Origin of the sequence: Microbacterium hydrothermale, from assembly GCF_004854025.1 — a bacterium.
In the GTDB taxonomy this organism is placed as follows: Bacteria; Actinomycetota; Actinomycetes; order Actinomycetales; family Microbacteriaceae; genus Microbacterium; species Microbacterium hydrothermale.
In genome coordinates this window covers 60,619-81,276 of sequence record NZ_STGM01000009.1, presented here as the reverse complement: position 1 = coordinate 81,276, position 20,658 = coordinate 60,619, and the positions used below count along the sequence as shown (strand labels likewise).

Annotated in this window: 21 protein-coding genes; 13 read left to right on the top strand and 8 right to left on the bottom strand. The window is 71.9% G+C overall.

Translation table 11 applies throughout. The features are described 5' to 3' along the window. Positions 1-3 precede the first annotated feature (3 nt). The gene (locus tag FB047_RS15160; RefSeq protein ID WP_136588040.1) at positions 4-639 is read left to right on the top strand and encodes a metal-dependent transcriptional regulator; all 636 of its coding nucleotides are present in this window, start codon (positions 4-6) and stop codon (positions 637-639) included. 18 nt (positions 640-657) lie between these two features. Here the strand turns inward: FB047_RS15160 and FB047_RS15155 are convergent, their stop codons facing one another. Together FB047_RS15155 and FB047_RS15150 are read right to left on the bottom strand one after the other, a co-directional pair. Next, positions 658-3,627: an HAD-IC family P-type ATPase gene (locus FB047_RS15155; protein WP_240752845.1), complete on the bottom strand. Its 2,970-nt coding sequence runs from the start codon at positions 3,625-3,627 to the stop codon at positions 658-660. Positions 3,628-3,683: 56 nt separating this feature from the next. After that, positions 3,684-4,631: an SDR family NAD(P)-dependent oxidoreductase gene (locus FB047_RS15150; RefSeq protein WP_136588038.1), complete on the bottom strand. Its 948-nt coding sequence runs from the start codon at positions 4,629-4,631 to the stop codon at positions 3,684-3,686. Between the two features lie 191 nt (positions 4,632-4,822). On the opposite strand from FB047_RS15150, the gene FB047_RS15145 reads away from it, so the two are divergent. The 3 genes from FB047_RS15145 to FB047_RS17010 all read left to right on the top strand — a co-directional run bounded on the left by FB047_RS15145 (position 4,823) and on the right by FB047_RS17010 (position 6,096). Beyond that, positions 4,823-4,993 carry a CsbD family protein gene (locus FB047_RS15145; RefSeq protein ID WP_055832729.1) on the top strand — a complete coding sequence of 57 codons (171 nt, stop codon included), beginning with the start codon at positions 4,823-4,825 and terminating at the stop codon, positions 4,991-4,993. 97 nt (positions 4,994-5,090) lie between these two features. Then, a complete protein-coding gene (locus FB047_RS15140) occupies positions 5,091-5,921 on the top strand; it encodes an HAD-IIA family hydrolase (protein WP_136588037.1) in 831 nt (276 codons plus the stop codon). Positions 5,922-5,940: 19 nt separating this feature from the next. Then, positions 5,941-6,096 (top strand): hypothetical protein, encoded by a 156-nt coding sequence (locus FB047_RS17010; RefSeq protein ID WP_167494259.1) that lies wholly within the window; start codon positions 5,941-5,943, stop codon positions 6,094-6,096. A gap of 151 nt (positions 6,097-6,247) precedes the next feature. Here the strand turns inward: FB047_RS17010 and pyrE are convergent, their stop codons facing one another. After that, complete coding sequence (pyrE, locus tag FB047_RS15135) at positions 6,248-6,826, bottom strand: orotate phosphoribosyltransferase (RefSeq protein WP_136588036.1); 579 nt, start codon at positions 6,824-6,826, stop codon at positions 6,248-6,250. A gap of 83 nt (positions 6,827-6,909) precedes the next feature. On the opposite strand from pyrE, the gene FB047_RS15130 reads away from it, so the two are divergent. From FB047_RS15130 to FB047_RS15120, 3 genes are all read left to right on the top strand, one after another. Continuing rightward, positions 6,910-7,755, top strand: coding sequence for an exodeoxyribonuclease III (locus FB047_RS15130; RefSeq protein WP_136588035.1), 846 nt, complete (start codon positions 6,910-6,912; stop codon positions 7,753-7,755). Between the two features lie 190 nt (positions 7,756-7,945). Next, positions 7,946-8,362, top strand: a complete 417-nt coding sequence (locus FB047_RS15125) for a YciI family protein (protein WP_136588034.1) — start codon at positions 7,946-7,948, stop codon at positions 8,360-8,362. After that, positions 8,359-9,630, top strand: coding sequence for an RNA polymerase sigma factor (locus tag FB047_RS15120; RefSeq protein ID WP_136588033.1), 1,272 nt, complete (start codon positions 8,359-8,361; stop codon positions 9,628-9,630). The genes FB047_RS15125 and FB047_RS15120 overlap by 4 nt, the downstream gene beginning before the upstream one ends. Here FB047_RS15120 and FB047_RS15115 read toward each other — a convergent pair. Then, the gene (locus FB047_RS15115; protein WP_136588032.1) at positions 9,627-9,896 is read right to left on the bottom strand and encodes a hypothetical protein; all 270 of its coding nucleotides are present in this window, start codon (positions 9,894-9,896) and stop codon (positions 9,627-9,629) included. The two genes, FB047_RS15120 and FB047_RS15115, sit on opposite strands and share 4 nt — an antisense overlap. A gap of 136 nt (positions 9,897-10,032) precedes the next feature. Next, on the bottom strand, positions 10,033-10,605 hold the full coding sequence (locus FB047_RS15110; protein WP_136588031.1) for an NADPH-dependent FMN reductase: 573 nt from the start codon (positions 10,603-10,605) through the stop codon (positions 10,033-10,035). 143 nt (positions 10,606-10,748) lie between these two features. Here FB047_RS15110 and FB047_RS15105 point away from each other — a divergent pair, with 143 nt between their 5' ends. The 5 genes from FB047_RS15105 to FB047_RS15085 all read left to right on the top strand — a co-directional run bounded on the left by FB047_RS15105 (position 10,749) and on the right by FB047_RS15085 (position 16,167). Next, a complete protein-coding gene (locus tag FB047_RS15105) occupies positions 10,749-12,008 on the top strand; it encodes a sensor histidine kinase (protein WP_136588030.1) in 1,260 nt (419 codons plus the stop codon). Then, positions 12,001-12,717 carry a response regulator gene (locus FB047_RS15100; protein WP_136588029.1) on the top strand — a complete coding sequence of 239 codons (717 nt, stop codon included), beginning with the start codon at positions 12,001-12,003 and terminating at the stop codon, positions 12,715-12,717. Before FB047_RS15105 ends, FB047_RS15100 begins: the two co-directional genes overlap by 8 nt. A 213-nt stretch (positions 12,718-12,930) precedes the next feature. Next, positions 12,931-13,815 (top strand): ABC transporter ATP-binding protein, encoded by an 885-nt coding sequence (locus FB047_RS15095; RefSeq protein ID WP_136588028.1) that lies wholly within the window; start codon positions 12,931-12,933, stop codon positions 13,813-13,815. Next, on the top strand, positions 13,812-14,927 hold the full coding sequence (locus FB047_RS15090) for an ABC transporter permease (RefSeq protein WP_205823069.1): 1,116 nt from the start codon (positions 13,812-13,814) through the stop codon (positions 14,925-14,927). Before FB047_RS15095 ends, FB047_RS15090 begins: the two co-directional genes overlap by 4 nt. 82 nt (positions 14,928-15,009) lie before the next feature. Beyond that, positions 15,010-16,167: a hypothetical protein gene (locus FB047_RS15085; RefSeq protein WP_136588027.1), complete on the top strand. Its 1,158-nt coding sequence runs from the start codon at positions 15,010-15,012 to the stop codon at positions 16,165-16,167. Between the two features lie 33 nt (positions 16,168-16,200). On the opposite strand, the gene FB047_RS15080 is transcribed toward FB047_RS15085, so the two are convergent. From FB047_RS15080 to FB047_RS15070, 3 genes are read right to left on the bottom strand one after another with little or no spacing between them, the layout of a single operon-like run. Beyond that, complete coding sequence (locus FB047_RS15080; RefSeq protein ID WP_136588026.1) at positions 16,201-16,581, bottom strand: VOC family protein; 381 nt, start codon at positions 16,579-16,581, stop codon at positions 16,201-16,203. A 15-nt stretch (positions 16,582-16,596) separates the two neighbouring features. After that, a complete protein-coding gene (locus FB047_RS15075; RefSeq protein ID WP_136588025.1) occupies positions 16,597-17,310 on the bottom strand; it encodes a hypothetical protein in 714 nt (237 codons plus the stop codon). Between the two features lie 38 nt (positions 17,311-17,348). After that, positions 17,349-19,130, bottom strand: coding sequence for a glycoside hydrolase family 15 protein (locus FB047_RS15070; protein WP_240752842.1), 1,782 nt, complete (start codon positions 19,128-19,130; stop codon positions 17,349-17,351). Between the two features lie 113 nt (positions 19,131-19,243). Between FB047_RS15070 and FB047_RS15065 the strand changes: the two genes are divergently transcribed. Beyond that, a complete protein-coding gene (locus FB047_RS15065; RefSeq protein WP_136588023.1) occupies positions 19,244-20,605 on the top strand; it encodes a glucose-6-phosphate dehydrogenase in 1,362 nt (453 codons plus the stop codon). The last annotated feature ends 53 nt before the right edge of the window (positions 20,606-20,658 follow it).

Sequence of the window (20,658 nt, the reverse complement as noted above, 5' to 3'; positions counted from 1 at the left end):
GGCGTGGAATCGCCCGTGTCCGACGACTATCTCAAGGCGATCTACCACCACACCGAGTGGCAGGACTCCCCGATCACGCCGTCGCAGCTCGCGGGCGTGCTGGGGCTCGCTCCGTCGAGCGTGACCGAGATGGTCAAAAAGCTCGCCGCGCAGGGCTTGGTGACGCACCGCCCGTACGGTCCGGTGTCGCTGACCACGGCGGGACACCGTCGCGCCGCCGCGGTGATCCGCCGGCACCGGCTCATCGAGACGTGGCTCGTGCGGGAGTTCGCCTACGCGTGGGACGAGGTGCACGACGAGGCCGAGGTGCTCGAGCACGCTCTCAGCGACCGCCTGCTCGAGGGGATCGACGCGCGGCTGGGACGTCCGCGCTTCGACCCGCACGGGGATGCGATCCCGGATGCCGAGGGTGCGGTGCACCGCGAGCCTTTCGTGCTGCTCGCCGAGGCGCCGGTCGGTCACTCGGGCCGCGTGCTGCGGGTGAGCGACCGCGATCCCGAGCTGCTGCGTGCGCTCGTCGAGAGGGGGATCGACGTGGGGCACGAACTCGAGGTCGTCTCCGACGAGGTCGTCCGCGCGGACGGCGTGGAGATGTCGCTGCCGGCCGGCGCGGGCGGGTCGGTCTGGCTCACGCGCTGAGGTGGGCTCGCGCGATCGCTACGCGGTCGGAGACCGGTCGTCCCGGGCCTCGCCGGCGCGCGCTGTCCGCGTGAGGGGCGGGTAGGCGGGGGCGGCTTCGGCATCCCCCTCGCGGGTTGCGGTCGCGTCGACCGGGTCGGCGTCCGATCGCGCCACCGCGGACGGGGTCGCATCGGCGTGGAACCATCGACGGGCGCGCCCGGGGATCCACATCGCCGCGATGACCGCGAGAGCGGCGACCAGGGCTACGGCGAGGACCGGGTCGAGCTCGGTCAAGATCATCGCGGTCGCCTGCAGGACGACGAGCACCGAGAGGTAGACCGTCAGCAGGGTGCGCGCGAGGGAGCTGCCGCGCGACAGCGCCGATCCGCCGGCGACCGTGAGCAGGCCGAGCAGCACGGTCGCCGCGCCGACGAGCGACACCGGGAGCACCAGATCGGGCGTCACCGCGTAGCGCGCCAGCAGGACGACGATGCCGAGGGCGGTGTTCAGCAGCCCGCCGAGGTAGACGAGCACGATGGCCGCGGTGACGACGGTGGGCCGTCGGCGCGGCCGCCCGGCGACGCCGCGCTCGTCGCCGGAGACGACGGCGAGGGAACGCCGCACGAACCGACGATGCCCGAACCGCACCACCTCGATCGCCCCGACGGCCAGGATGACGACGACGGTCACCAGCACGGCGCCGTCGTCACCCGGATCTTGCAGCTGGAAGAACTGTCCCAGCGGAGGGAGGGTGAAGATGCCGGTGAGGGCGATGAACATCGCCCCGATGACCAGGACCTTCACGCGGGTGACCGGACGCGACAGCACGGTGAGCACCCAGATCGCGACGATCGCGAGGATGATCGTCGCTCCCGTGCGCAGCTGCTCGGTCGACAGCCCGAGGTTCATCGCGGAGCGCGTGTACAGGGTCAGCGAGACGGCGATCACCAGCCCGGCGGGGATCGCGAAACTCAGCGACCGTCGCAGGAACCCCGGTACGTAGCGCTGCGCGTTCGGCAGCAGGGCGAGGAAGAACGCCGGGATGCCGATGGTCAGCCCGTCGGTGATCGAGAGCTGACGCGGAAGGAACGGGAATTCCATCACGAGGGCGCCGAACAGCACCGCCAGTCCCGTCGCGTAGACGGTCTTGGTGAGGAACAGCATCGAGACCCGCTCGATGTTGGCGATCACCCGGCGGCCCTCGGCCACCACCGAGGGCAGGTGGGAGAATCGACCGTCGAGAAGCACGAGACGGGCCACGGCTTTCGTCGCCGCGGCGCCGGAGTTCATCGCGATCCCGATGTCGGCGGTCTTGATGGCGAGGGCGTCGTTGACCCCGTCGCCGGTCATCGCCACGACGTGCCCGCGCGCCTGCAGCGCGGTGACCATGCGCTTCTTCTGGTCGGGCGTGACGCGGCCGAACACCGTGTGCTCCTCGAGCACCGCACCCAGCTCGGTGTCGTCGTCGGGCAGACGTCGAGCGTCGTATCCCTCGTCGACGTCGAGGCCGACCTCGCGGGCGATCGCCGCGACGGTGCGGGGGTTGTCGCCCGAGATGACGCGCACCCCGACGCCCTGATCGCGAAAGTAGGCGAGCGCCTCGGCGGCATCCGGACGCACCGCCTCGACGAAGGTCAGCACGGCGGTGGCCACGACCCCCTCCGGCAACCGCTCCGCGTCGACGTCGGCGTCGGTGAGCGGCGCATCGGCGTGGCCGAGCACGAGGGTGCGTCGGCCGGACGATGCCAGCCGCGTGACCGCGGCGCCCAGCTCACCGCCCGGGTCGGTCGCGGCGTCGCCGAACACCATCTCGGGTGCACCGAGCACCCACGTGCCGGCAGCGCCGTCGGCGAACGACACCGCGCTCCACTTGCGCGCCGACGAGAACGGGATGCGGCGGGCGACCGAGAGGACGACGCCCACGGGGAACGGCTCGCGCAGGCACTGCGCCGTCGCGTTGGCGTCGGGGGCCGCGCCGTACCAGGCGAGCACGTCGGTCCAGCCGGGCGCCTCGGCGAGGGCGAGGGCGTCGTCGAAGCGGATCTCGCCCGCGGTGAGCGTGCCCGTCTTGTCGAGGCAGATGACGTCGACGCGCGCGAGTCCCTCGACCGCGGGCAGTTCGTTGACGAGCACCTTCTGCCCCGCGAGTCGCGCCGCGCCGACCGCGAAGGCGATCGAGGTCATGAGCACGAGACCGAGCGGGATCATCGCCGTCAGCGCGGCGATCGTGTTCACCACGGCCTGCGACCACGTCCCCTGCTGCCAGGCCTGCACCCAGCCGCCCGCGACCATCATCTGCGCGTTGAGCACCAGCAGGCCGATCGGCCCGATGCCCCAGCCGACCCATCGCAGCACGCGGTCGATCGAGGTGCGCAGTTCGCTCGAGACGAGCTGGAAGCGCTTCGCCTCGGCCGCGAAGGTGTTCGCGTACGACTCGGCGCCCACCCGCACGACGCGCGCGGCGCCCTCTCCGGCCACCACGATCGACCCCGACAGCACCTCGTCGTCGACGCGTTTGTCGACGGCATCCGATTCGCCGGTGAGCATCGATTCGTCGACCTGCAGGGCGCGGGTCGCGACGACCACCGCATCGGCCGCGATCTGGTCGCCCGCGCGCAGGACGAGGACGTCGTCGCGCACCACCTCCGGCGGAGCGATCTCGGCATCCGCTCCGTCGCGCCGAACCCGGGCGCGCGGCGCGTTCAGCAGGGCGAGGCGGTCGAGTGCGGCCTTGGCGCGGAACTCCTGCACGCACCCGATCACCGCGTTCGAGAGCGCGGCGACCCCGAACAGGGCGTCTTGCCAGCGGCCCAGGAGCAGCAGCACGACGAAGCAGGCCCCGACGATGCCGTTGAAGAGCGTGAAGACGTTGGCGCGCACGATGTTCCACGCGCTGCGGCTGGTGTCGGCGGTGAAGGCGTTGGTCTGCCCCGACGCCACCCGTTCGGCGACGTCGGCCGCGCTCAGACCGGCGATGTCGAGGTCTGCGCCGGGGTCGCCGCTCACCAGCTCTGCTCCATGCGCTCACTGTAGAGCCCCCCGCCGACATCGCGGGGGCGGGTTCAAGATGCCGCGCGCCGGGCCCTCTCGAAGGGCCACTTCACGTGCGTCGCGGTCTCGCACGCGCGCCACAGCTCGGTGCCGAGGTCGCCCGATCGCGTACCGCGCGCCGGCGTGGCCCGCCGCGGCGCACCGCGCGCGACGAGGGCGGGTCCGTACATCGAGCCGCCCTCGGCGTACGGGTCGACGAGCGCGCGCACGAGCGCCCACGCGCCCTGCTCCTTCGACTGCGTGATGGGGGCCTGGAGGTTGTCGAGGAAGCGCGTGAGACGGCTGGGTTCGTTGACGCCCCGCACGCCCCGCGTGCGACCGCTCGTGGAGTAGCCCGGGTGCGCGACGAGGCTCTCGACGGGCACCCCGTGCGCGCGCAGCATCTTGTCGGCCTCGAGGGCGAGCGCGGTGGTCGCCGCCTTCGACTGCACGTAGGCCTTCCAGGGCGTGTAGCCCTCGCGCAGCTCGGGGTCGGTCGGCAGGTGCCGCCAGAGCGAGGTCGACATGCTGCCCACCCACACCATGCGGCCGCGCGCCGCCGCGAGCGGCTTGAGCAGCTCTCCGGCGAGGGCGAAGTGCCCGAGCACGTTGGTCGCGAACACGAGCTCGTGACCGCCCACGGTCTCCCGCTGCTTCGGCGGGTGCACGACCCCGGCGTTCAGCAGCAGTCCGTCGAGGCGACCGCGGGCGCGCGCGGTCGCCGCGGCGGCACGCACCGAGCCCATGTTGCTGGTGTCGAGCAGCAGGGTCTCGATCGCGGCATCCGGAGTCGACCGCTTCACGGCCGCCTTGGCCGCGGAGAGGCTGTGCGGGTTGCGCCCCGTCAGCAGCACGTGGGCGCCCGCGGCGGCGAGCTGTTCGCACGCGAAGTACCCGAGTCCACGGGTCGCGCCGGTGACCAGGTATGAGCGCCCGGAGAGGTCGGGGAGGTTCTCGGGGTCCCACTCGGCGCGCGTCACCCTTCGACCCTAACGAGATCGAGCTCCCGCGTCACGGGTCCATTCCGTTCGGGGCATACCGGCATCCGGAAACTTTTTCCACAGATGTGCGTGACGAATCGCGCGCGGGACACGTCTCCCCTGTGAGCACCCGCTCCGTCGCGACGAGACACCCCGCCGCCGACGTCGTCGAAACGAGAAGGAGTCAGATCATGGGTCTGGACGACAAGATCAAGAACGCCGCTCAGGACATCGTGGGCAAGGCGAAGGAAGCGATCGGCAACGCGACCGACAACGACAAGCTCGCCGCCGAGGGCAAGGCCGACCAGGTGAAGGCGGATGCCAAGAAGGCGGGCGAGAACGTGAAGGACACCTTCAAGTAAGCAGTCCTCGCGCCGACGGGCGGGTCGCGGTCTTCGGATCGGGCCCGCCCTCGCCGGTTTCCGGGGGCGTGTCGGAGGTCGGGTCTAGGCTGGCCGCATGCGGACCCGTGGCGACATCGAGTGCTGGCTGACCGACATGGACGGCGTCCTCGTCCATGAGAACACCCCCATCGCGGGCGCCTCCGAGCTGCTCGCCCAGTGGCGGTCCGAGGGCACGCCGTTCCTCGTGTTGACGAACAACTCGATCTTCACCCCGCGCGACCTCAGCGCACGGCTGCGGGCGTCCGGCCTCGTCGTGCCCGAGTCGTCGATCTGGACCTCGGCGCTGGCGACCGCCGACTTCCTCAAGTCGCAGATGCCCGGGGGCTCCGCCTTCGTCATCGGCGAGGCGGGTCTGACCACCGCGCTGCACGAGGCGGGGTTCATCATGACCGAGACCACTCCCGACTACGTCGTGGTCGGCGAGACCCGCAACTACTCGTTCGAGGCCATCACGAAGGCCATCCGCTTCATCCGCGGGGGCGCGCGCTTCATCGCGACCAATCCGGATGCCACGGGCCCCTCGACCGAGGGCGTGCTGCCCGCGACGGGCGCGATCGCGGCCCTCATCACGAAGGCCACCGGCAAGGAGCCCTACATCGTGGGCAAGCCGAACCCGATGATGTTCCGCTCGGCTCTCAACCGCATCGGCGCGCACAGCGAGAACACCGGCATGATCGGCGACCGCATGGACACCGACATCGTCGCGGGCATCGAAGCCGGCCTGCACACCGTGCTCGTGATGACCGGCATCAGCGATCAGCGCGAGATCGAGCGGTATCCGTTCCGCCCCGACGAGATCCTCGGCTCCGTCGCCGAGCTCGTGCGCGACGAACCGCTCGAGTCCGAGCTGGCCGACGGCGAAGACGGACTCGACGCCGGGCTCTGACCCGCGAGAGGCATTCGGCATGGACGATCGCACGCTCTGGCTGATCACGGCCTTCTTCATCACCGCGGGAACGCTCGTGGCCTTCCTCGTGCAGTGGCGGCGTTCGCGCCGCGGGGGCGGGCGGCGCGATCCGTTCGACGGTCCCGGTCCCGGTCCCGACGACGAGGGGCGCTGAGCGCACCGATCGGAACCGCTGACGCGCGTGGACCCGCGCGGGCGATGACGGACGGCAAGCGAGCGGGCCGTGCTCTGCAGGCCCGGCGCTGAGCGGAAACAGCCCTGAGCGGGCGTCGCGCCGAGCAGGCGCCGAGCCGCACGTGTCCCGATTACTGCGGCGCGAGCCCCAGGTCGTCGAGGTCGATGGAGGCCAGCCACTGCAGACCCTCGGCCTCGATCGCGGCCTCCGCGCCGGTCTTGCGGTCGACGATGACGGCGACGGCGACGACCTCGGCGCCCTCGCGGCGCAGGGCCTCGACGGCCTTGAGCGCCGACTGACCGGTGGTGGAGGTGTCTTCGACGACGACGACGCGCTTGCCCTTCACGTCCGCGCCCTCGATCTGGCGTCCGCGGCCGTGGTCCTTGGGCTCCTTGCGGACGACGAACGCGTCGAGGGGGCGACCGGCGTGCACCGACTCGTGCATGACGGCGTTGGCGATCGGGTCGGCCCCGAGGGTCAGACCGCCCACGGCGACGACGCCGTCGAGGTCTTTCACGAGGTCGAGCACGAGACGGCCGATCGCGGGAGCGGCCCGGTGGTCGAGCGTGAGCTTGCGCATGTCGACGTAGTACGTCGCCTTCTTGCCGCTCGAGAGGGTGAAGTCGCCGTGGAACACCGCCTCCGCGTTGATGAGGCCGATGAGGGCCTGGCGGTCGGCTTCGAGCTCGGGCGTGGAGGCGGCGGTCACGGCGTCGAGTTTAGTGGTCCACACGGATCACGCCGGGGTCACCCTGACCGTCGATGTCGTCGGCCGAAAGTAGGCTGGATGCCATGCGCCTGGCCACCTGGAACGTCAACTCCATCCGCGCCCGCGTCACCCGCACCGTCGAGTTCTGCGTGCGCGAGCACATCGACGTGCTGGCGATGCAGGAGATCAAGTGCAAGACGGAGCAGTTCCCGTACGCCGCCTTCGAGGAGGCCGGGTACCACGTCGCCGCGCACGGCCTGAACCAGTGGAACGGTGTCGCGATCGCGAGCCGTGAGCCCCTCGACGACGTCGAGATCGGCTTCCCCGGCATGCCCGGCTTCGAGAAGGGCAAAGAAGGCCCCGACCAGCCGCAGGAGGCGCGCGCGATCGGCGCGACCGTGAACGGCGTCCGCGTCTGGAGCCTCTACGTCCCCAACGGTCGCGGCCTCGACGACCCGCACTACGTCTACAAGCTCGACTGGCTCGACAAGCTGCGCCAGTACACCTCCGACACGCTGGCCGCGCACCCCGACCTGCCGCTCGCCCTCACGGGCGACTTCAACATCGCCCCCACCGACGACGACAACGGCGACCCCACCGTCGTCGAGGGCGCGACCACCCACGTCTCCCCTCCCGAGCGCGAGGCGTTCCGCGCGTTCGAGGCGGCGGGGCTGACCGACGTCGTCCGCCCCCTCATCCCCACCGGATACACGTACTGGGACTACAAGCAGCTGCGCTTCCCCCGTAACGAGGGCCTGCGCATCGACTTCATCCTCGGCTCGCGGGCGTTCGCGGACGCCGTGCACGCTGCCGAGATCCACCGCGACGAGCGCAAGGGCGAGGTCCCCAGCGACCACGTGCCCGTCGTCGCCGACCTCGACCTGTCGGATGCCGACGACGAGGACGACCTGCCGATGATCTTCGGCTGAGCGCCGGGGGCACGGCATCCGGATGCCGCGCCGGGGCGTTCATGAACCGCGCTGCGCCCCGCCACGGCCCGGATCGACGAGAATCTCGCGCGCCCTGTCGATTCCGCTCGTCGCCGTTCGACGCGATAGTAGGGGGAGGCATTCGCTCCCCTCAGATCGCTCGAGAGAGCACCGACGAGAAGAGTCAACGATGAAGTTCATGCTGATCATGCGCGGCACCGACGAGGCGTACGCGGCGTACAAGCAGATCCCGTTCGAGCAGATCATCAACGAGATGGGCGCCTACAACGAGTCGATGATGAGCGCGGGAGTGCTGGTCGCGGGCGACGGCCTGGCCGAGGACATGAGCCAGAACTTCCTCGTGACCTTCGGCGGCGAGGAGCCCGTCGTCACCGACGGCCCCTACGGCGAGACGCACGAGCTGTTCAACGGGTTCTGGATCATCGAGGTCTCGACCAAGGAGGAGGCCGTCGAGTGGGCGCGCCGGGCGCCGCTCATCGCGGGCAACACGCTCGAGGTGCGCCGCGTGACCGACTTCGCGGCGTTCGCCGACAACGAGTACATCCAGAAGGAGGAGGGCTGGCGCGAGGAGCAGTCCTCGCGGTGAGCCCCGCTCCCGCCGGCGACACCGGCACCGATACCGGCACTGACATCGCGCGGCGCGTCGCGGCGATCTGGCGCATCGAGGGCGCCCGCATCGTCGCGACGCTCGCGCGCGTGGTCGGCGACCTCCCCACCGCGGAGGATCTGGCCCAGGATGCCGTCGCCGAGGCCCTCGCGCAGTGGCCGCGCGACGGCGTGCCGGCGAACCCCGGCGCCTGGCTGACCGCGGTCGCGAAGAGACGCGCGATCGACGGGTGGCGCAGGGAGCGGGTGAGAGACGAGAAGTACGGGCTCATCGGGGCGGATCTCGACGAGGTGACGGATGCCGCGTGGCAGCCGATCGACGACGACGTGCTGCGCCTGGTGTTCGCGGCGTGCCATCCGGTGCTCGCGCGCGAGGCGCAGGTGGCCCTGACGCTGAAGGTCGTCGGCGGCCTCGACGCCGCGGCGATCGCCCGGCTCTTCCTCGTGCCGGTGCCGACGATGCAGCAGCGGATCGTGCGGGCGAAGAAGGCGTTGAGCGCGGCTCGGGTCCCCTTCGAGGCGCCGGATCCGGCGGAGTGGCCGGCGCGGCTCGGTGCCGTGCTGAGCGTGATCTACCTCGTCTTCACGGAGGGCTACGCGGCCACGTCCGGCGATGCCGTGCTGAGGACGGAGCTCGCCCATGAGGCGATCAGGCTGGGGCGCGTTCTGGCACGGCTCCTCCCCCGCGAACCCGAGGTGCTGGGCCTCGGCGCCCTCGTGGAGCTGCAGGCGTCGCGCTTCGCGTCCCGGGTGGATGCGAACGGGGATGCCGTGCTCCTCGCCGACCAGGACCGGCGGCGCTGGGATCGCTCGGCGATCTCGCGCGGGCGGGCGCTGCTCGACCGCGCCGACGCGCGCGGCAGAGGCCGCGGGCCGTACCAGCTGCAGGCGGCGATCGCGCTCTGTCACGCGGAGGCGGCAGGGGTCGACACGACCGACTGGGACCGCATCGCGCTTCTCTACGAGGTGCTCGGCCGCGTGGCGCCGAGCCCCGTGGTGGAGCTCAATCGCGCGGTCGCCGTGTCGATGGCATCCGGACCCCGGGAGGGGCTCGTGATCGTCGACGCCCTCGCCGCCGCCGGGGCGCTGCGGAGCTCGCACCTGATCCCCTCGGTGCGCGGCGAGCTGCTGTCGCGGCTGGGGCGCCACGACGAGGCCCGATCCGAGCTGCGCGCGGCGGCGGGGCTCACCCGCAACGAACGCGAAGCAGCACTGTTGCGGAGGAAGGCCGACGCACTGCCGCTCTAGCCCACCTCGCCGACCGCCCCGGGCGCCGCCAGCTTCGCGCGCATCGTGGGCGTGTCGTCCGACCACAGCTCGGCGTCGACGCGGGCCACGGCCAGCACGTCATCGATCATCGCCGTGCGCACCGGCATCCCGGCATCCCTCGCCAGCGACCGCACCCTCGCCCGCACCTCGTCGACGGGGATCGTCGCGTCGCACCGCACGACCGCCTGGCCGCGGTCCCGCGCGCGGGCGACGAGCGCCCGGGCGAGGTCGTCGGTGGATGCCATGACCGCACCCTATGCCGGGTGCGGTGGGTGAGGGCACGACCCTCCGCGAGCGACGCAGGCGGCTCCGCTCACGGGGAGGAACGACCGCGGGGCCGAGGAGCAGCGCAGCGCGCCCCGACCCCGCCGCGCCGAACCGTCAGACCGAGGGGACCTCGGCGGGCGCGGTCCGCTTCACCAGCGTCACGAGCGCCTCGATGATCGAGCGCAGGAACGCGGCGGTGCCCTCGTCGGTCACCGTGCCGTCGTCTTCGAAGAGGCCGGGCGTCGACTGGATATAGCCCTCGGGCTGTCCCAGGACCAGGGCGTTGTAGTGCAGGAGCACGGCGCGCAGGTGCTGCTGACCGGCCGCGGTGGCGATGCCGCCCTGCGAGGTGCCGACGACCGCGGTGGGCTTGTCGTTGAACGACGCCTCACCGTACGGGCGCGCCGACCAGTCGAGCGCGTTCTTGAGGACGCCCGGGATCGAACGGCTGTACTCGGGGGTCACGACGATCATGCCGTCGGCATCCTCGATGGCCTTCTTGAAGTCCGTGGCGACCGCGGGGAAGTCGCCGTCGTAGTCGGGCGAGTAGAAGGGGAGATCCGCGATGGGGATCTCCTTCAGCGTCACACCCTCGGGCGCGACCTTCTCGAGCGCCTTGGCGAGGCGCCGGTTGATGGAGGTGCTGGAGATGCTGCCGACGATGTAGCCGATCGTGTACTCGGTCACGATGATCCTCTCGGGGAAGACGGGGGCGCGGCGCGCCCGAATGCATTCAAACGAAAGCATGACGGCGTCGTCGCTATTCCCCGCGGGCTTGACTCCGCCGCACGGGGGATGCGGGTGTCGGAGGTCCCCCCTAGCGTGGAGGGATGCCACGGCTCACCCGCACCCAGCAGCGCGGCGACCTCGTCCTCGCGACCGTGCTGTTCCTCGGCGGCCTGCTGAGTGCCGTGCTGTCGTCGGTCTCGGGCCTCTACGGAGACGAGCAGGGATCCCTCGCGATCGCGGTGGTCTACGTCGCCGTGCTGGCGATCCCGATCGCGGTGCGGCGCCGCTGGCCGTCGGTCACCGCGGTGGTCGTGTCGACCGCGTACTTCTTCGCGGTCACCTTCCGCATCCCCGAGCTCTACGCGGGCAACATCGCGATGTTCATCGCCCTCTACACCGTCGGCGCGTGGGAGCCGAGCCGCCGACGCGCCACGATCGTCCGCGTCGCGATCATCGTCGGCATGTTCGCGTGGTTGTTCATCGTGATGTTCCAAGATGCGACGCAGCCCGTCGACCCGTCCGTCGAGGGCGCCTTCTCGCGCGCCGGCGCCTTCTCGCCCTTCGTGGCTTACCAGCTGCTCATGATCGGCGTGAACGCGCTGTTCTTCGGCGGGGCGTACTACTTCGGCGACCGCTCCCGCCAGCAGATGCGCGAGCGCGCCGCCCTCGAGGAGCGCACCGCCGAGCTCGAGTCCGAGCGCGAGGTCACCGCGGCGCAGGCCGTGGCCCTCGATCGCGTGCGCATCGCCCGCGAGCTGCACGACGTCGTCGCCCACCACGTCTCGCTCATGGGCGTGCAGGCGGGCGTGGCCCGCTCCCTCCTCTCGCGCGATCCGGATGCCGCCCGCGACACGCTCGCGAGCATCGAGGGCTCGGCGCGGGAGTCCCTGCACGAGCTGCGCCAACTGCTCGAGACCCTGCGCTCCCCCGATGCGGACTCCTCCCCCGACACGGCTCCCACCACGCACGGGCTGACCTCCATCCGCGCCCTCGTCGACGAGGCGGATGCCGCGGGCCTGCCGACCACCTTCACCGTCGTCGGCGAGCCCGAGAGCGATCCGCCCGCGCTCGTGCAGGTCAACCTGTACCGCATCGCCCAAGAGGCCCTCACCAACGCCCGCCGGCACGCCGGGCCCGGGGCGACGGCCGACGTGCGCCTGCGCTTCTCCGCGGAGGCCGTCGAACTCGAGGTGTCGAACACGGGACGGTCCGGTTCGTCGACGCCCGGCCTCGGCCAGCGGGGCATGCGCGAACGCGCGGCCGTGTCGGGCGGCACGATCGAGATCGGTCCCCGTTCACGCGGCGGATGGCTCGTGCGCGTGCGCGTGCCCCTGACCCCGGCGCAGGTGTCGCATGTCTGAGCTGCGCGTCCTCCTCGTCGACGACCACGCCATGATGCGTGCCGGATTCCGCACAATCCTGTCGCTCGAGCCCGACATCACCGTGGTGGGCGAAGCCGCGACCGGAGCCGAGGCGGTGACCGCCGCGGAACGGCTGCGCCCCGACGTGATCTGCATGGACGTGCAGATGCCCGACATGGACGGCCTCGAGGCGACGCGCCTGCTCACCGCCGACCCCCGTTCGGAGGCGGCGATCCTCATCGTCACGACCTTCGACCGCGACGACTACCTCTTCGCGGCGCTGTCGGCGGGAGCGAGCGGTTTCCTGCTGAAGAACGCCGGGCCCGAAGAACTCGTCTCCGCGGTGCGGATCGTGGGCGCGGGCGACGCGCTGCTCGCCCCTGAGGTCACGCGCCGCGTCATCGAGCGCTTCACCGCGCAGGCGGCCGGGGGCGCGGCATCCGGGGTCCCGACGACGCCCGACGCCACCGCCATCACCCCCGCGCGCGCTCGCGCGGTCGAACCGCTGGTGCTGACCGAGCCGTTGACCGACCGCGAGAGCGAGGTGCTCGCCCTCGTGGCCGAGGCCCTCAGCAACGCCGAGATCGCCGCGCGCCTGTACATCGGCGAGGCGACGGTCAAGACGCACGTGTCGAACGTGCTGCAGAAGCTCGGCGCGCGCGACCGCGTGCAGGCCGTCGTGCTCGCGCACCGCCACGGGCTCGCCTGACGGCGCGACCGGTCCCTTCGACAGGCTCAGGAACCTCCACTCGAGGCGGCTGAGCCCGTCGAAGCCGCCGGAACCACGCGACCGGTCCCTCAGACAGGCTCAGGAACCTCGGGGTCTCCCCCTCAGGGTGGAGGGCGACAACCCCACCGCGGGCGGAGGTGCCGCGGCATCCGCCTGCCTAGCGTGGTCATCAACGAGAAGAAGGGATGCACCGTGCTCGAACTGGACGGCATCACCAAGAGCTACGGCGGTCGCCGCGTGCTCGACGACGTGGGCTTCACCGTCGCCCCCGGCCGCCTGACGGGCTTCGTCGGCGGGAACGGCGCCGGCAAGACCACCACCATGCGCATCGCCCTCGGCGTGCTCGGGAAGGACGCCGGCTCCGTCGCGCTGAACGGCTCCCCCGTGACGACGGCCGATCGCCGCCGCTTCGGGTACATGCCCGAGGAGCGCGGCCTGTACCCCAAGATGAAGGCCGCCGAGCACATCGCCTACCTCGCGCGGCTGCACGGGTTCTCGAAGGCGGATGCCACCCGCAAGGCCACCGCGCTGCTGGAACGGCTCGGACTCGGCGAGCGCCTCGGCGACCTCGTCGAGACGCTGTCGCTCGGCAATCAGCAGCGGGCGCAGATCGCGGCGTCGCTCGTGCACGAGCCCGAGGTGCTCATCCTCGACGAGCCCTTCTCGGGGCTCGACCCGCTCGCCGTCGACGTCGTCGCGGGGGTCCTGCAGGAGAAGGCCGCGGCTGGTACGGCGGTGCTCTTCTCGTCGCACCAGCTCGACGTGGTCGAGCGGCTGTGCGACGACCTCGTGATCATCGCGAGCGGCACCATCCGCGCCGCGGGCACCCGCGACGAGCTGCGGGCCCAGCACGCCACGCACCGGTACGAACTGGTCTCGCGCGGCGACGCCGGTTGGCTGCGCGAGGAGCCCGGGGTGAACGTGCTCGACTTCGACGGCGGGTACGCGCTCTTCGACGCGGCCGACGACGCCACCGCGCAGCGCGTGCTGCAGGGAGCCGTGGCGCGCGGCGACGTCGCCAGCTTCGCTCCTCTCCGCCCGACCCTCGCCGAGATCTTCAAGGAGGTCATCCAGTGAGCACCTCGACCGCCGTCCCGTCCCGCCCGGGCGAACTGCACAGCATCTGGCTCGTCGCCGAGCGCGAGATCGGCTCGAAGCTGCGCAGCAAGGCCTTCGTCATCTCGACCGCCGTGCTCATCGTCGCGGCCCTCGCCTCGGTGCTGTGGGGCGGGTTCACCGCGGGAACCGCCGCGTCCAGCGGCATCCCCGTCGCCGTCACCGCGCAGACCCAGAGCGACGTCTCGGGTCTCGACGGCCTCGAGGTGACCGTCGCCGACAGTGACGACGCCGCGCGCGCCCTCGTCGCCGACGGGACGGTGGATGCCGCCCTGGTGGCCGGCTCGTCGGACTCGTCGTTCGACTTCACCGTCGTGGTGAAGGACAGCGTCCCCTCGACGCTCCTGCAGATGCTGAGCGAGACGCCGCCGGTCGACCGGATCGATCCCGGGTCGAACGCGGCCGACGTGCTGCGCTACTTCATCGCGCTGGCGTTCGGCATCGTGTTCCTCATCGCCGCGACGACCTTCGGCGGGACGATCGCCCAGAGCGTCGTCGAGGAGAAGCAGACGCGCGTGGTCGAGATCCTCATCTCGGCGATCCCCGTGCGGGCTCTGCTGGCGGGCAAGGTGCTGGGCAACACGATCCTCGCCATGGCGCAGATCGTGCTGCTCGCGGCGGTCGCGGTCATCGGGCTCGCCGTGACCGATCAGGCCGGAGTCCTCACCGCCCTGGGCGCCCCCATCGCCTGGTTCGCGATCTTCTTCCTCTTCGGCTTCGTGCTGCTGGCCTCGCTCTTCGCCGCGGCGGCCGCGATGGTGTCCCGTCAGGAGGACATCGGGGCGACCACGACACCGATCACGATGCTGATCATGGCGCCGTACTTCCTCGTGATCTTCTTCAACGACAACCCCGTCGTGCTCACGGTGATGTCGTACGTGCCGTTCTCGGCTCCGGTCGGCATGCCGCTGCGCATGTACCTCGGCGACGCCCAGTGGTGGGAGCCGGTGCTGTCGCTGCTCGTCCTGCTCGCGTCGTGCGTCGCGGCGATCGGCCTCGCCTCGCGCATCTACCAGAACTCGCTGCTGCGGATGGGGGCGCGGGTCAAGCTCGCGGAGGCGCTGAAGGGCTGAGGCGGCGCCCCGCGACCCCGGGTGGGGCGGGAGCAGGGGGAGGGATGCCAGGGCTTCGGCATCCCTCCCCTAGGCTTTTGCGGTGCTCCGTCTGCTCGCCTCCGCCGCGCTGGGGGCGGCGATCGGGGGGCTGATCGTCTCTCTGCTCGGTCGCCCCGACCCCGGAATGCTCATCCTCGGCATCGCCCTCGGCGTCTTCCTCGCCACGACCACCGTGATCCGCCTGGCCGGGGGGCTCGCGGTCGCGACGCCCTCCCCCGCCGCGGTGCGGGAAGCCCGCGACGGCCGACGTCTCGGACGCGCGCGCGTCGACGCGGTGCGGCAGACCGGCACCTTTCTGAACGAACAGCCCGTGTGCGACATCGACGTCACCGTCGTCGCCCTCACGGGCGAGGCGTGGGCGACGACCGTGCGCAGGATCGTGCCCCTGACCGAGCTGCCGGCGTACCGAACCGGGTGCGAGCGCGACGTCGCGATCCTGATCGACGGCGGGCCGGAGATCGCCTTCGCCGACGGCGAGCTCTCGCCGGCCGAGATCGAGCGCCTCGTGGTGCCGCCGCGCTCCGACGTGCCGCTGCGGCCGGTCCCACCCGGGACGCGGATCGGCGGGGGACGCCGGCGTGGTCCGCTGATCGGCGTCGGCCGCCGCGGACGGCCTCTGCGCCTCACCCTGTTCGCTCTCGTCGCGGTGGGGGCGGCATCCGTCGTCGTCCTGCCCTTCCGCGCGGCGGTCGTGCCCACCCTCGAGGCGTGGGCCGACGGCCGGGCGAGCGTCGACCTGCGTCAGCCCGACGAGATCGAGACGGCCGGGCGGGCGCTCCGCGAGGCGATCGGACACGACCGCGTGGTGGCGATCACCGTGCTGCCGGATGCCGTCGTCGTCGACGCCCCGATCAGCGTCGGCGCGGTGGAGACCGACGAGTGGACCTACCGCGGCGGCCGCGTGGACCACGACGGTCCCGCGCGTCCGCAGCCGGAGCTCGCGGCGGAGCAGTTCTCGTGGGACGACGTCTCGCTCGAGCGGCTGTGGCCCGCGATGCGCTCCGCGGCGGACGAGAGCGGCCTGCCGGTGGGCGACGCCGTCGCGCGCGTCGTGCGGTCGACCGACACCGACGTGCAGAGCGAGACCTTCATCCGCGCCGTCGGTCCGCCCGAGATGACGTTCAGCCTGAGCGACGACTACCGCGACGCCTTCTTCCGCCTGTCGGCGCAGGGCGTCCGACTCGATCCAGCGGGCTGAACGGCGACGTTCGCGACCTCCGCAGGGGCGCGATCATCCCTCCAGCACGGCGAGCACGTTGCCGGCCGGGTCACGGAACCACGCGATGAGCGGACCCCCCTCGCGCATGATTCCGCGCGAATCGGTGGGGAAGTCGGCGTCGTCGTAGATCTTCGTCTCCACACCCCGCGCGCGCAGGTCGTCGACGGCGGCCTCGACGTCGTCGACGGGGAAATTGAGCACCGTGAACGACGCCGGCTCGTGGTGCGGCTTTCCGTAGACGAGCACGCGCCCGCCGGAGGCGAGGTGCAGGGCCAGGAACCCGGAGTCGTCGAGCACCTCGACCTCGAGGCCGAGCGTGTCGCCGTAGAAGCGTCGGGCGGCGTCGAGGTCGTCGACCGCGAAGCCGCTGAAGGCGCCGTCGGTGTGGAACATGGGGGTCTCCTCGGTTCAGCGCGCCACGAACGCCGTGACGCTGTCGGACAGGCGGATGGGGATGCCGTCGAGGGCCGACGGATCGGGGTCGCCGACCGCGACCGTGAGATCGGCGTCGACGCCGAAAGCCGCGGAGGGGCCGGAGCCCCCGGAGGCGCAGCCCACCGACCACGGGCGATTGTCGGATGACGTGAACGTCGCGATGCAGATGCCGTCGCCGTCGTCGGGCTGGGCGAGGTAGATGCGGAAGTCGCTGACGGTCGCGATGTACCGCGTGCTGGACGGATCGATCCCGCTGTCGCGGAGGATGTCGGCCGAGATGACGTCCTCGACGGTCTGCGGGAAGGTCAGCTCCGGGTAGGCCGCGGCCGCGGCCTGGGGGTCGACCGGGCCGCCGGCGGCGGGCGCGACGACGCCGGCCCCGATAGCGGCGCCGAGGCCGAGGCACACCACCGCACCGACCGCGGCGAGCGCGGCCCACAGCGCGGGTCGCCGTCGCACGGACGTCGGTGCGGGGTCGACGGTCTCCGGCTCGTGCGCTGCCGGGTGCGGATCGGCCGCGGGCTCGGCATCCGTTCCGTCGACGGCGCGCTCGGGGGCCGTTGACGGCTCTCCGCGGTGCCGGTCCTCGAGCTGCGCGAGGCGCGCGAGCATCTCGGGCGTCGCCGACGCGCCGTCGACGCCGTAGACGCGCTCGCGCAGCGCCCGCAGCTCGACGTCGTCGTCCATGCGACGACTCTATGACCGCGTCAGGGCCCCCGGGTCGGTCAGCCCGCCGGATGCGGCCGCGTCTTCTCGAGGGCATCGGCCGCGCCCACGAGGGCGAGGTGCGACAGCGCCTGCGGGGTGTTGCCGGCCTGACGGCCCGAGGTCGGGTCGTACTCCTCCGAGAGCAGGCCGAGGTCGTTGGCGACAGCGCTGAGGCGGCGCATCAGGGCGACGGCGTCGTCGCGGCGCCCGCTGTGGGCGTACTGTCCGACCAGCCAGAACGAGCACGCGAGGAACGGGTGCTCGTCTCCGCTCAGCCCGTCGACGCCGGTCGTGCGGTACCGCAGCAGCCAGCCGTCGGGCATGAGCGTCTGCTCCATGCGGGCCACGGTGGCGAGCATGCGCGGGTCGTCGTAGGCGCAGAACCCGACCTGCGGCAGCACGAGCAGCGAGGCGTCGACCTCGTCGGTCTCGAAGTGCTGGGTGAACCATCCGCCCGCGTGCACCCCGCGCGCGTCGATCTCGGCCCGCACCCCGTCGCGCAGCCGCCTCCACGTGTCGACCTCGCCCTCGCGCCCGCCCTCTTCGACAGCCCGGATGCCGCGATCGAACGCCGCCCAGACCATCGCACGCGAGTGGGTGAAGAAGTGCGGATCGCCCCGCATCTCCCAGATGCCGAGGTCGGGCCGATCGACCCAGTGCACGAGCTGATCGAGCAGCGCGCGCTGCAGGGACCACGAGAACGTGGTCTCTTCGACGCCGGCGTCGCGCGCGGCCTCGAGAGCGACCATGACCTCGCCGATCACGTCGGCCTGGTACTGATCGACCGCGCCGTTGCCGAGGCGCACGGGCGAGGCTCCGCCGTATCCGGGCAGGCTCGTGATCTCGCGCTCGGGCAGGTCGCGCTCGCCCGCGATGCCGTACATGATCTGCACGTCGGCGGGGTCCCCCGCGATTGCCCGGAGCAGCCAGTTGCGCCAGCGGTGGGCGGCGTCGAGGTAGCCGTGCTCGATGTACGCGCTGAGGGTGAGGGCGGCGTCGCGCAACCAGACGTAGCGGTAGTCCCAGTTGCGCGAGCCCCCGAAAGCCTCGGGGAGCGAGGTGGTCGCCGCCGCCACGATGCCGCCCGTCTCGGAGTGCGTGAGCGCGCGCAGCACCATGAGCGATCGCGTGACGAGCGCCGCGTGCTCGCCGACGGCCTGCACGCGATCGGCCCACGCCGCCCACCACTCGCGGGTGCGCTCGAGCGCGGCCTCGACGTCGAACGGCTCCGGAGGATCCTGCCACGACGGCCCCCAGGCCAGCACCGAGTCGACGCTCCGCCCCGCGGCCGTGGTCCACAGCCCCCGGTGGGCGGTGTCGACGGCGATCAGGTGCGGACCGCGCAGGATGACGGCATCCGGGCCCGCCACGGCGAGGATGGCGTGCGCGCCGCCGGTGCCCACCTGCCGCACCCACGGCACCGCACGGGCGTAGTCGAAGCGCAAGCGCACCTCGCTGACGAAATCGACGGCGCCCGACACCCCCACGACCCGGCGGATGACGGCGTCGACCCCCTCGTCGACGGGCATGGCGTCGTAGACGTCGGCGATGCCCGTGGAGGTCTCCCACCGGGTGACGAGCACGAAGGTGTCTCCGTCGTAGCGGCGCGTGGCGCGCGCCTCGGGGTCGGCGGGTCGCAATGACCACGATCCGTGCGACTCGTCGCCCAGCAGGGCGCCGAACATCGAGGCGCTGTCGTAGCGCGGCAGACACAACCAGTCGACGCTCCCGGCGGCGGAGACGAGGGCGGCGGAGCGGCAATTGCTGAGGACGGCGTAATCCTCGATCGGAGTCGTCACCCTCGGATCATGACAGGTGCGGCCGACATCGCGGCAGAGCATCCCGCTAGTGGCTCCCCTGCGTCGGCTGCAAGCACCGACGGCGTGTCGATGGGGAGCGCTACGGTGGCCGCATGGCCGCGGACACCACCCTGATCATCCTGGGCGCCTCGGGCGACCTCACCTCTCGACTGCTCCTGCCGGCCCTCGGCCAGCTGCTCACGCGCGAGCCCGGGCGCTCGGTGCGCCTTCACGGCGCGGGGATGGACGACTGGACCGACGAGCACTGGCGCGAGGTGGTGAAGAAGTCCTTCCAGACGACGGATGCCGAGACCGCCTTCGCCGCGGTCGCGGAGACGACGTACTCGCAGGCCGACATCACGAAGGCCGCCGATCTGCAGAAGCTCCTCGACGACGCCGAGGGGCGCCCCGCGCTGTACTTCGCCGTCCCGCCCGCGGTGACCGAGAAGGCGTGCCTCGCCCTGAGCGACGTCACCCTTCCCAAGGGCACGATCCTCGCGCTCGAGAAGCCCTTCGGCACCGACGAGGCCAGCGCGCACACGCTCAACCAGCAGCTGGCCACGCTCGTGCCCGAAGACCAGGTCTTCCGCATCGACCACTTCCTCGGCCGCTCGACCGTGCTCAACCTCCTCGGCGTCCGGTTCGCGAACCGGCTCATCGAGAGCGTGTGGTCGGCCGACGACATCGCGTCGATCCGCATCGACTTCCCCGAGGCCCTCGGGCTCGAGGGGCGGGCGGGCTACTACGACCGCGCCGGCGCCCTCGTCGACATGATCCAGAGCCACCTGCTGCAGGTCATGGCCTTCGTCACCATGGAGCCGCCCGCGTCGCTCGACCAGCTCGACCTGCGTGACGCGACCTCTGCGGTGCTGCGCGCGACGCACGTGCTCGACGACGATCCCGTCGCGAACTCGCGTCGCGCCCGCTACACGGCCGGCGACGTCGGCGAGCGCCACTTCTCGTCGTACGTCGACGAGCCGGGCGTCGACGCGGAGCGCGGCACCGAGACGCTCGCCGAGATGACGGTCGAGGTGCGCACCTCCCGCTGGCAGGGCGTGCCGATCCTGCTGCGCTCGGGCAAGGCGCTCGGCGCGGGCGACCCCGCGGTGACCGTGACGTTCAAGCCCGTGCGCCACCTCCCCGGCGGCTTCGTGGGCGACAGCGAGCCGTCGGTGCTGGTGTTCTCGCTCGGCCCCGACACGATGAGCCTCGGGCTCAACGTCAACGGCGCCGACGACCCCCTCGAGCTCGAGCGGGTGACGCTCGCCGCCGACCTCGGCGACGGTGCGCTCAAGGCCTACGGCGAAGTGCTCTCCGGCATCCTCGACGGAGACGCGATGCTCGCCGTGCGCGGCGACGCCGCCGAGCAGTGCTGGCGCATCGTTCAGCCGGTGATCGACGCGTGGCGCGAGAACAAGGTGCCGCTCGACGAGTACCCGGCGGGAACGGCCGGACCGGCCACCTGGAACGCCTGATCGCCCCCGCGCGTCCGCGCGTCCGCGCAACCGCGGCGGGCCCAGCTCAGCGC

Bases quoted from the DNA above. Each gene is read 5' to 3' on its own strand.
- FB047_RS15075 (WP_136588025.1), bottom strand. From the start codon at position 17,310: ATGGACGACGACGTCGAGCTGCGGGCGCTGCGCGAGCGCGTCTACGGC.
- FB047_RS15105 (WP_136588030.1), top strand. From the start codon at position 10,749: ATGCCACGGCTCACCCGCACCCAGCAGCGCGGCGACCTCGTCCTCGCG.
- FB047_RS15145 (WP_055832729.1), top strand. From the start codon at position 4,823: ATGGGTCTGGACGACAAGATCAAGAACGCCGCTCAGGACATCGTGGGC.
- FB047_RS15125 (WP_136588034.1), top strand. From the start codon at position 7,946: ATGAAGTTCATGCTGATCATGCGCGGCACCGACGAGGCGTACGCGGCG.
- FB047_RS15100 (WP_136588029.1), top strand. From the start codon at position 12,001: ATGTCTGAGCTGCGCGTCCTCCTCGTCGACGACCACGCCATGATGCGT.
- FB047_RS15065 (WP_136588023.1), top strand. From the start codon at position 19,244: ATGGCCGCGGACACCACCCTGATCATCCTGGGCGCCTCGGGCGACCTC.
- FB047_RS15130 (WP_136588035.1), top strand. From the start codon at position 6,910: ATGCGCCTGGCCACCTGGAACGTCAACTCCATCCGCGCCCGCGTCACC.
- FB047_RS17010 (WP_167494259.1), top strand. From the start codon at position 5,941: ATGGACGATCGCACGCTCTGGCTGATCACGGCCTTCTTCATCACCGCG.
- FB047_RS15115 (WP_136588032.1), bottom strand. From the start codon at position 9,896: ATGGCATCCACCGACGACCTCGCCCGGGCGCTCGTCGCCCGCGCGCGG.
- FB047_RS15080 (WP_136588026.1), bottom strand. From the start codon at position 16,581: ATGTTCCACACCGACGGCGCCTTCAGCGGCTTCGCGGTCGACGACCTC.
- FB047_RS15140 (WP_136588037.1), top strand. From the start codon at position 5,091: ATGCGGACCCGTGGCGACATCGAGTGCTGGCTGACCGACATGGACGGC.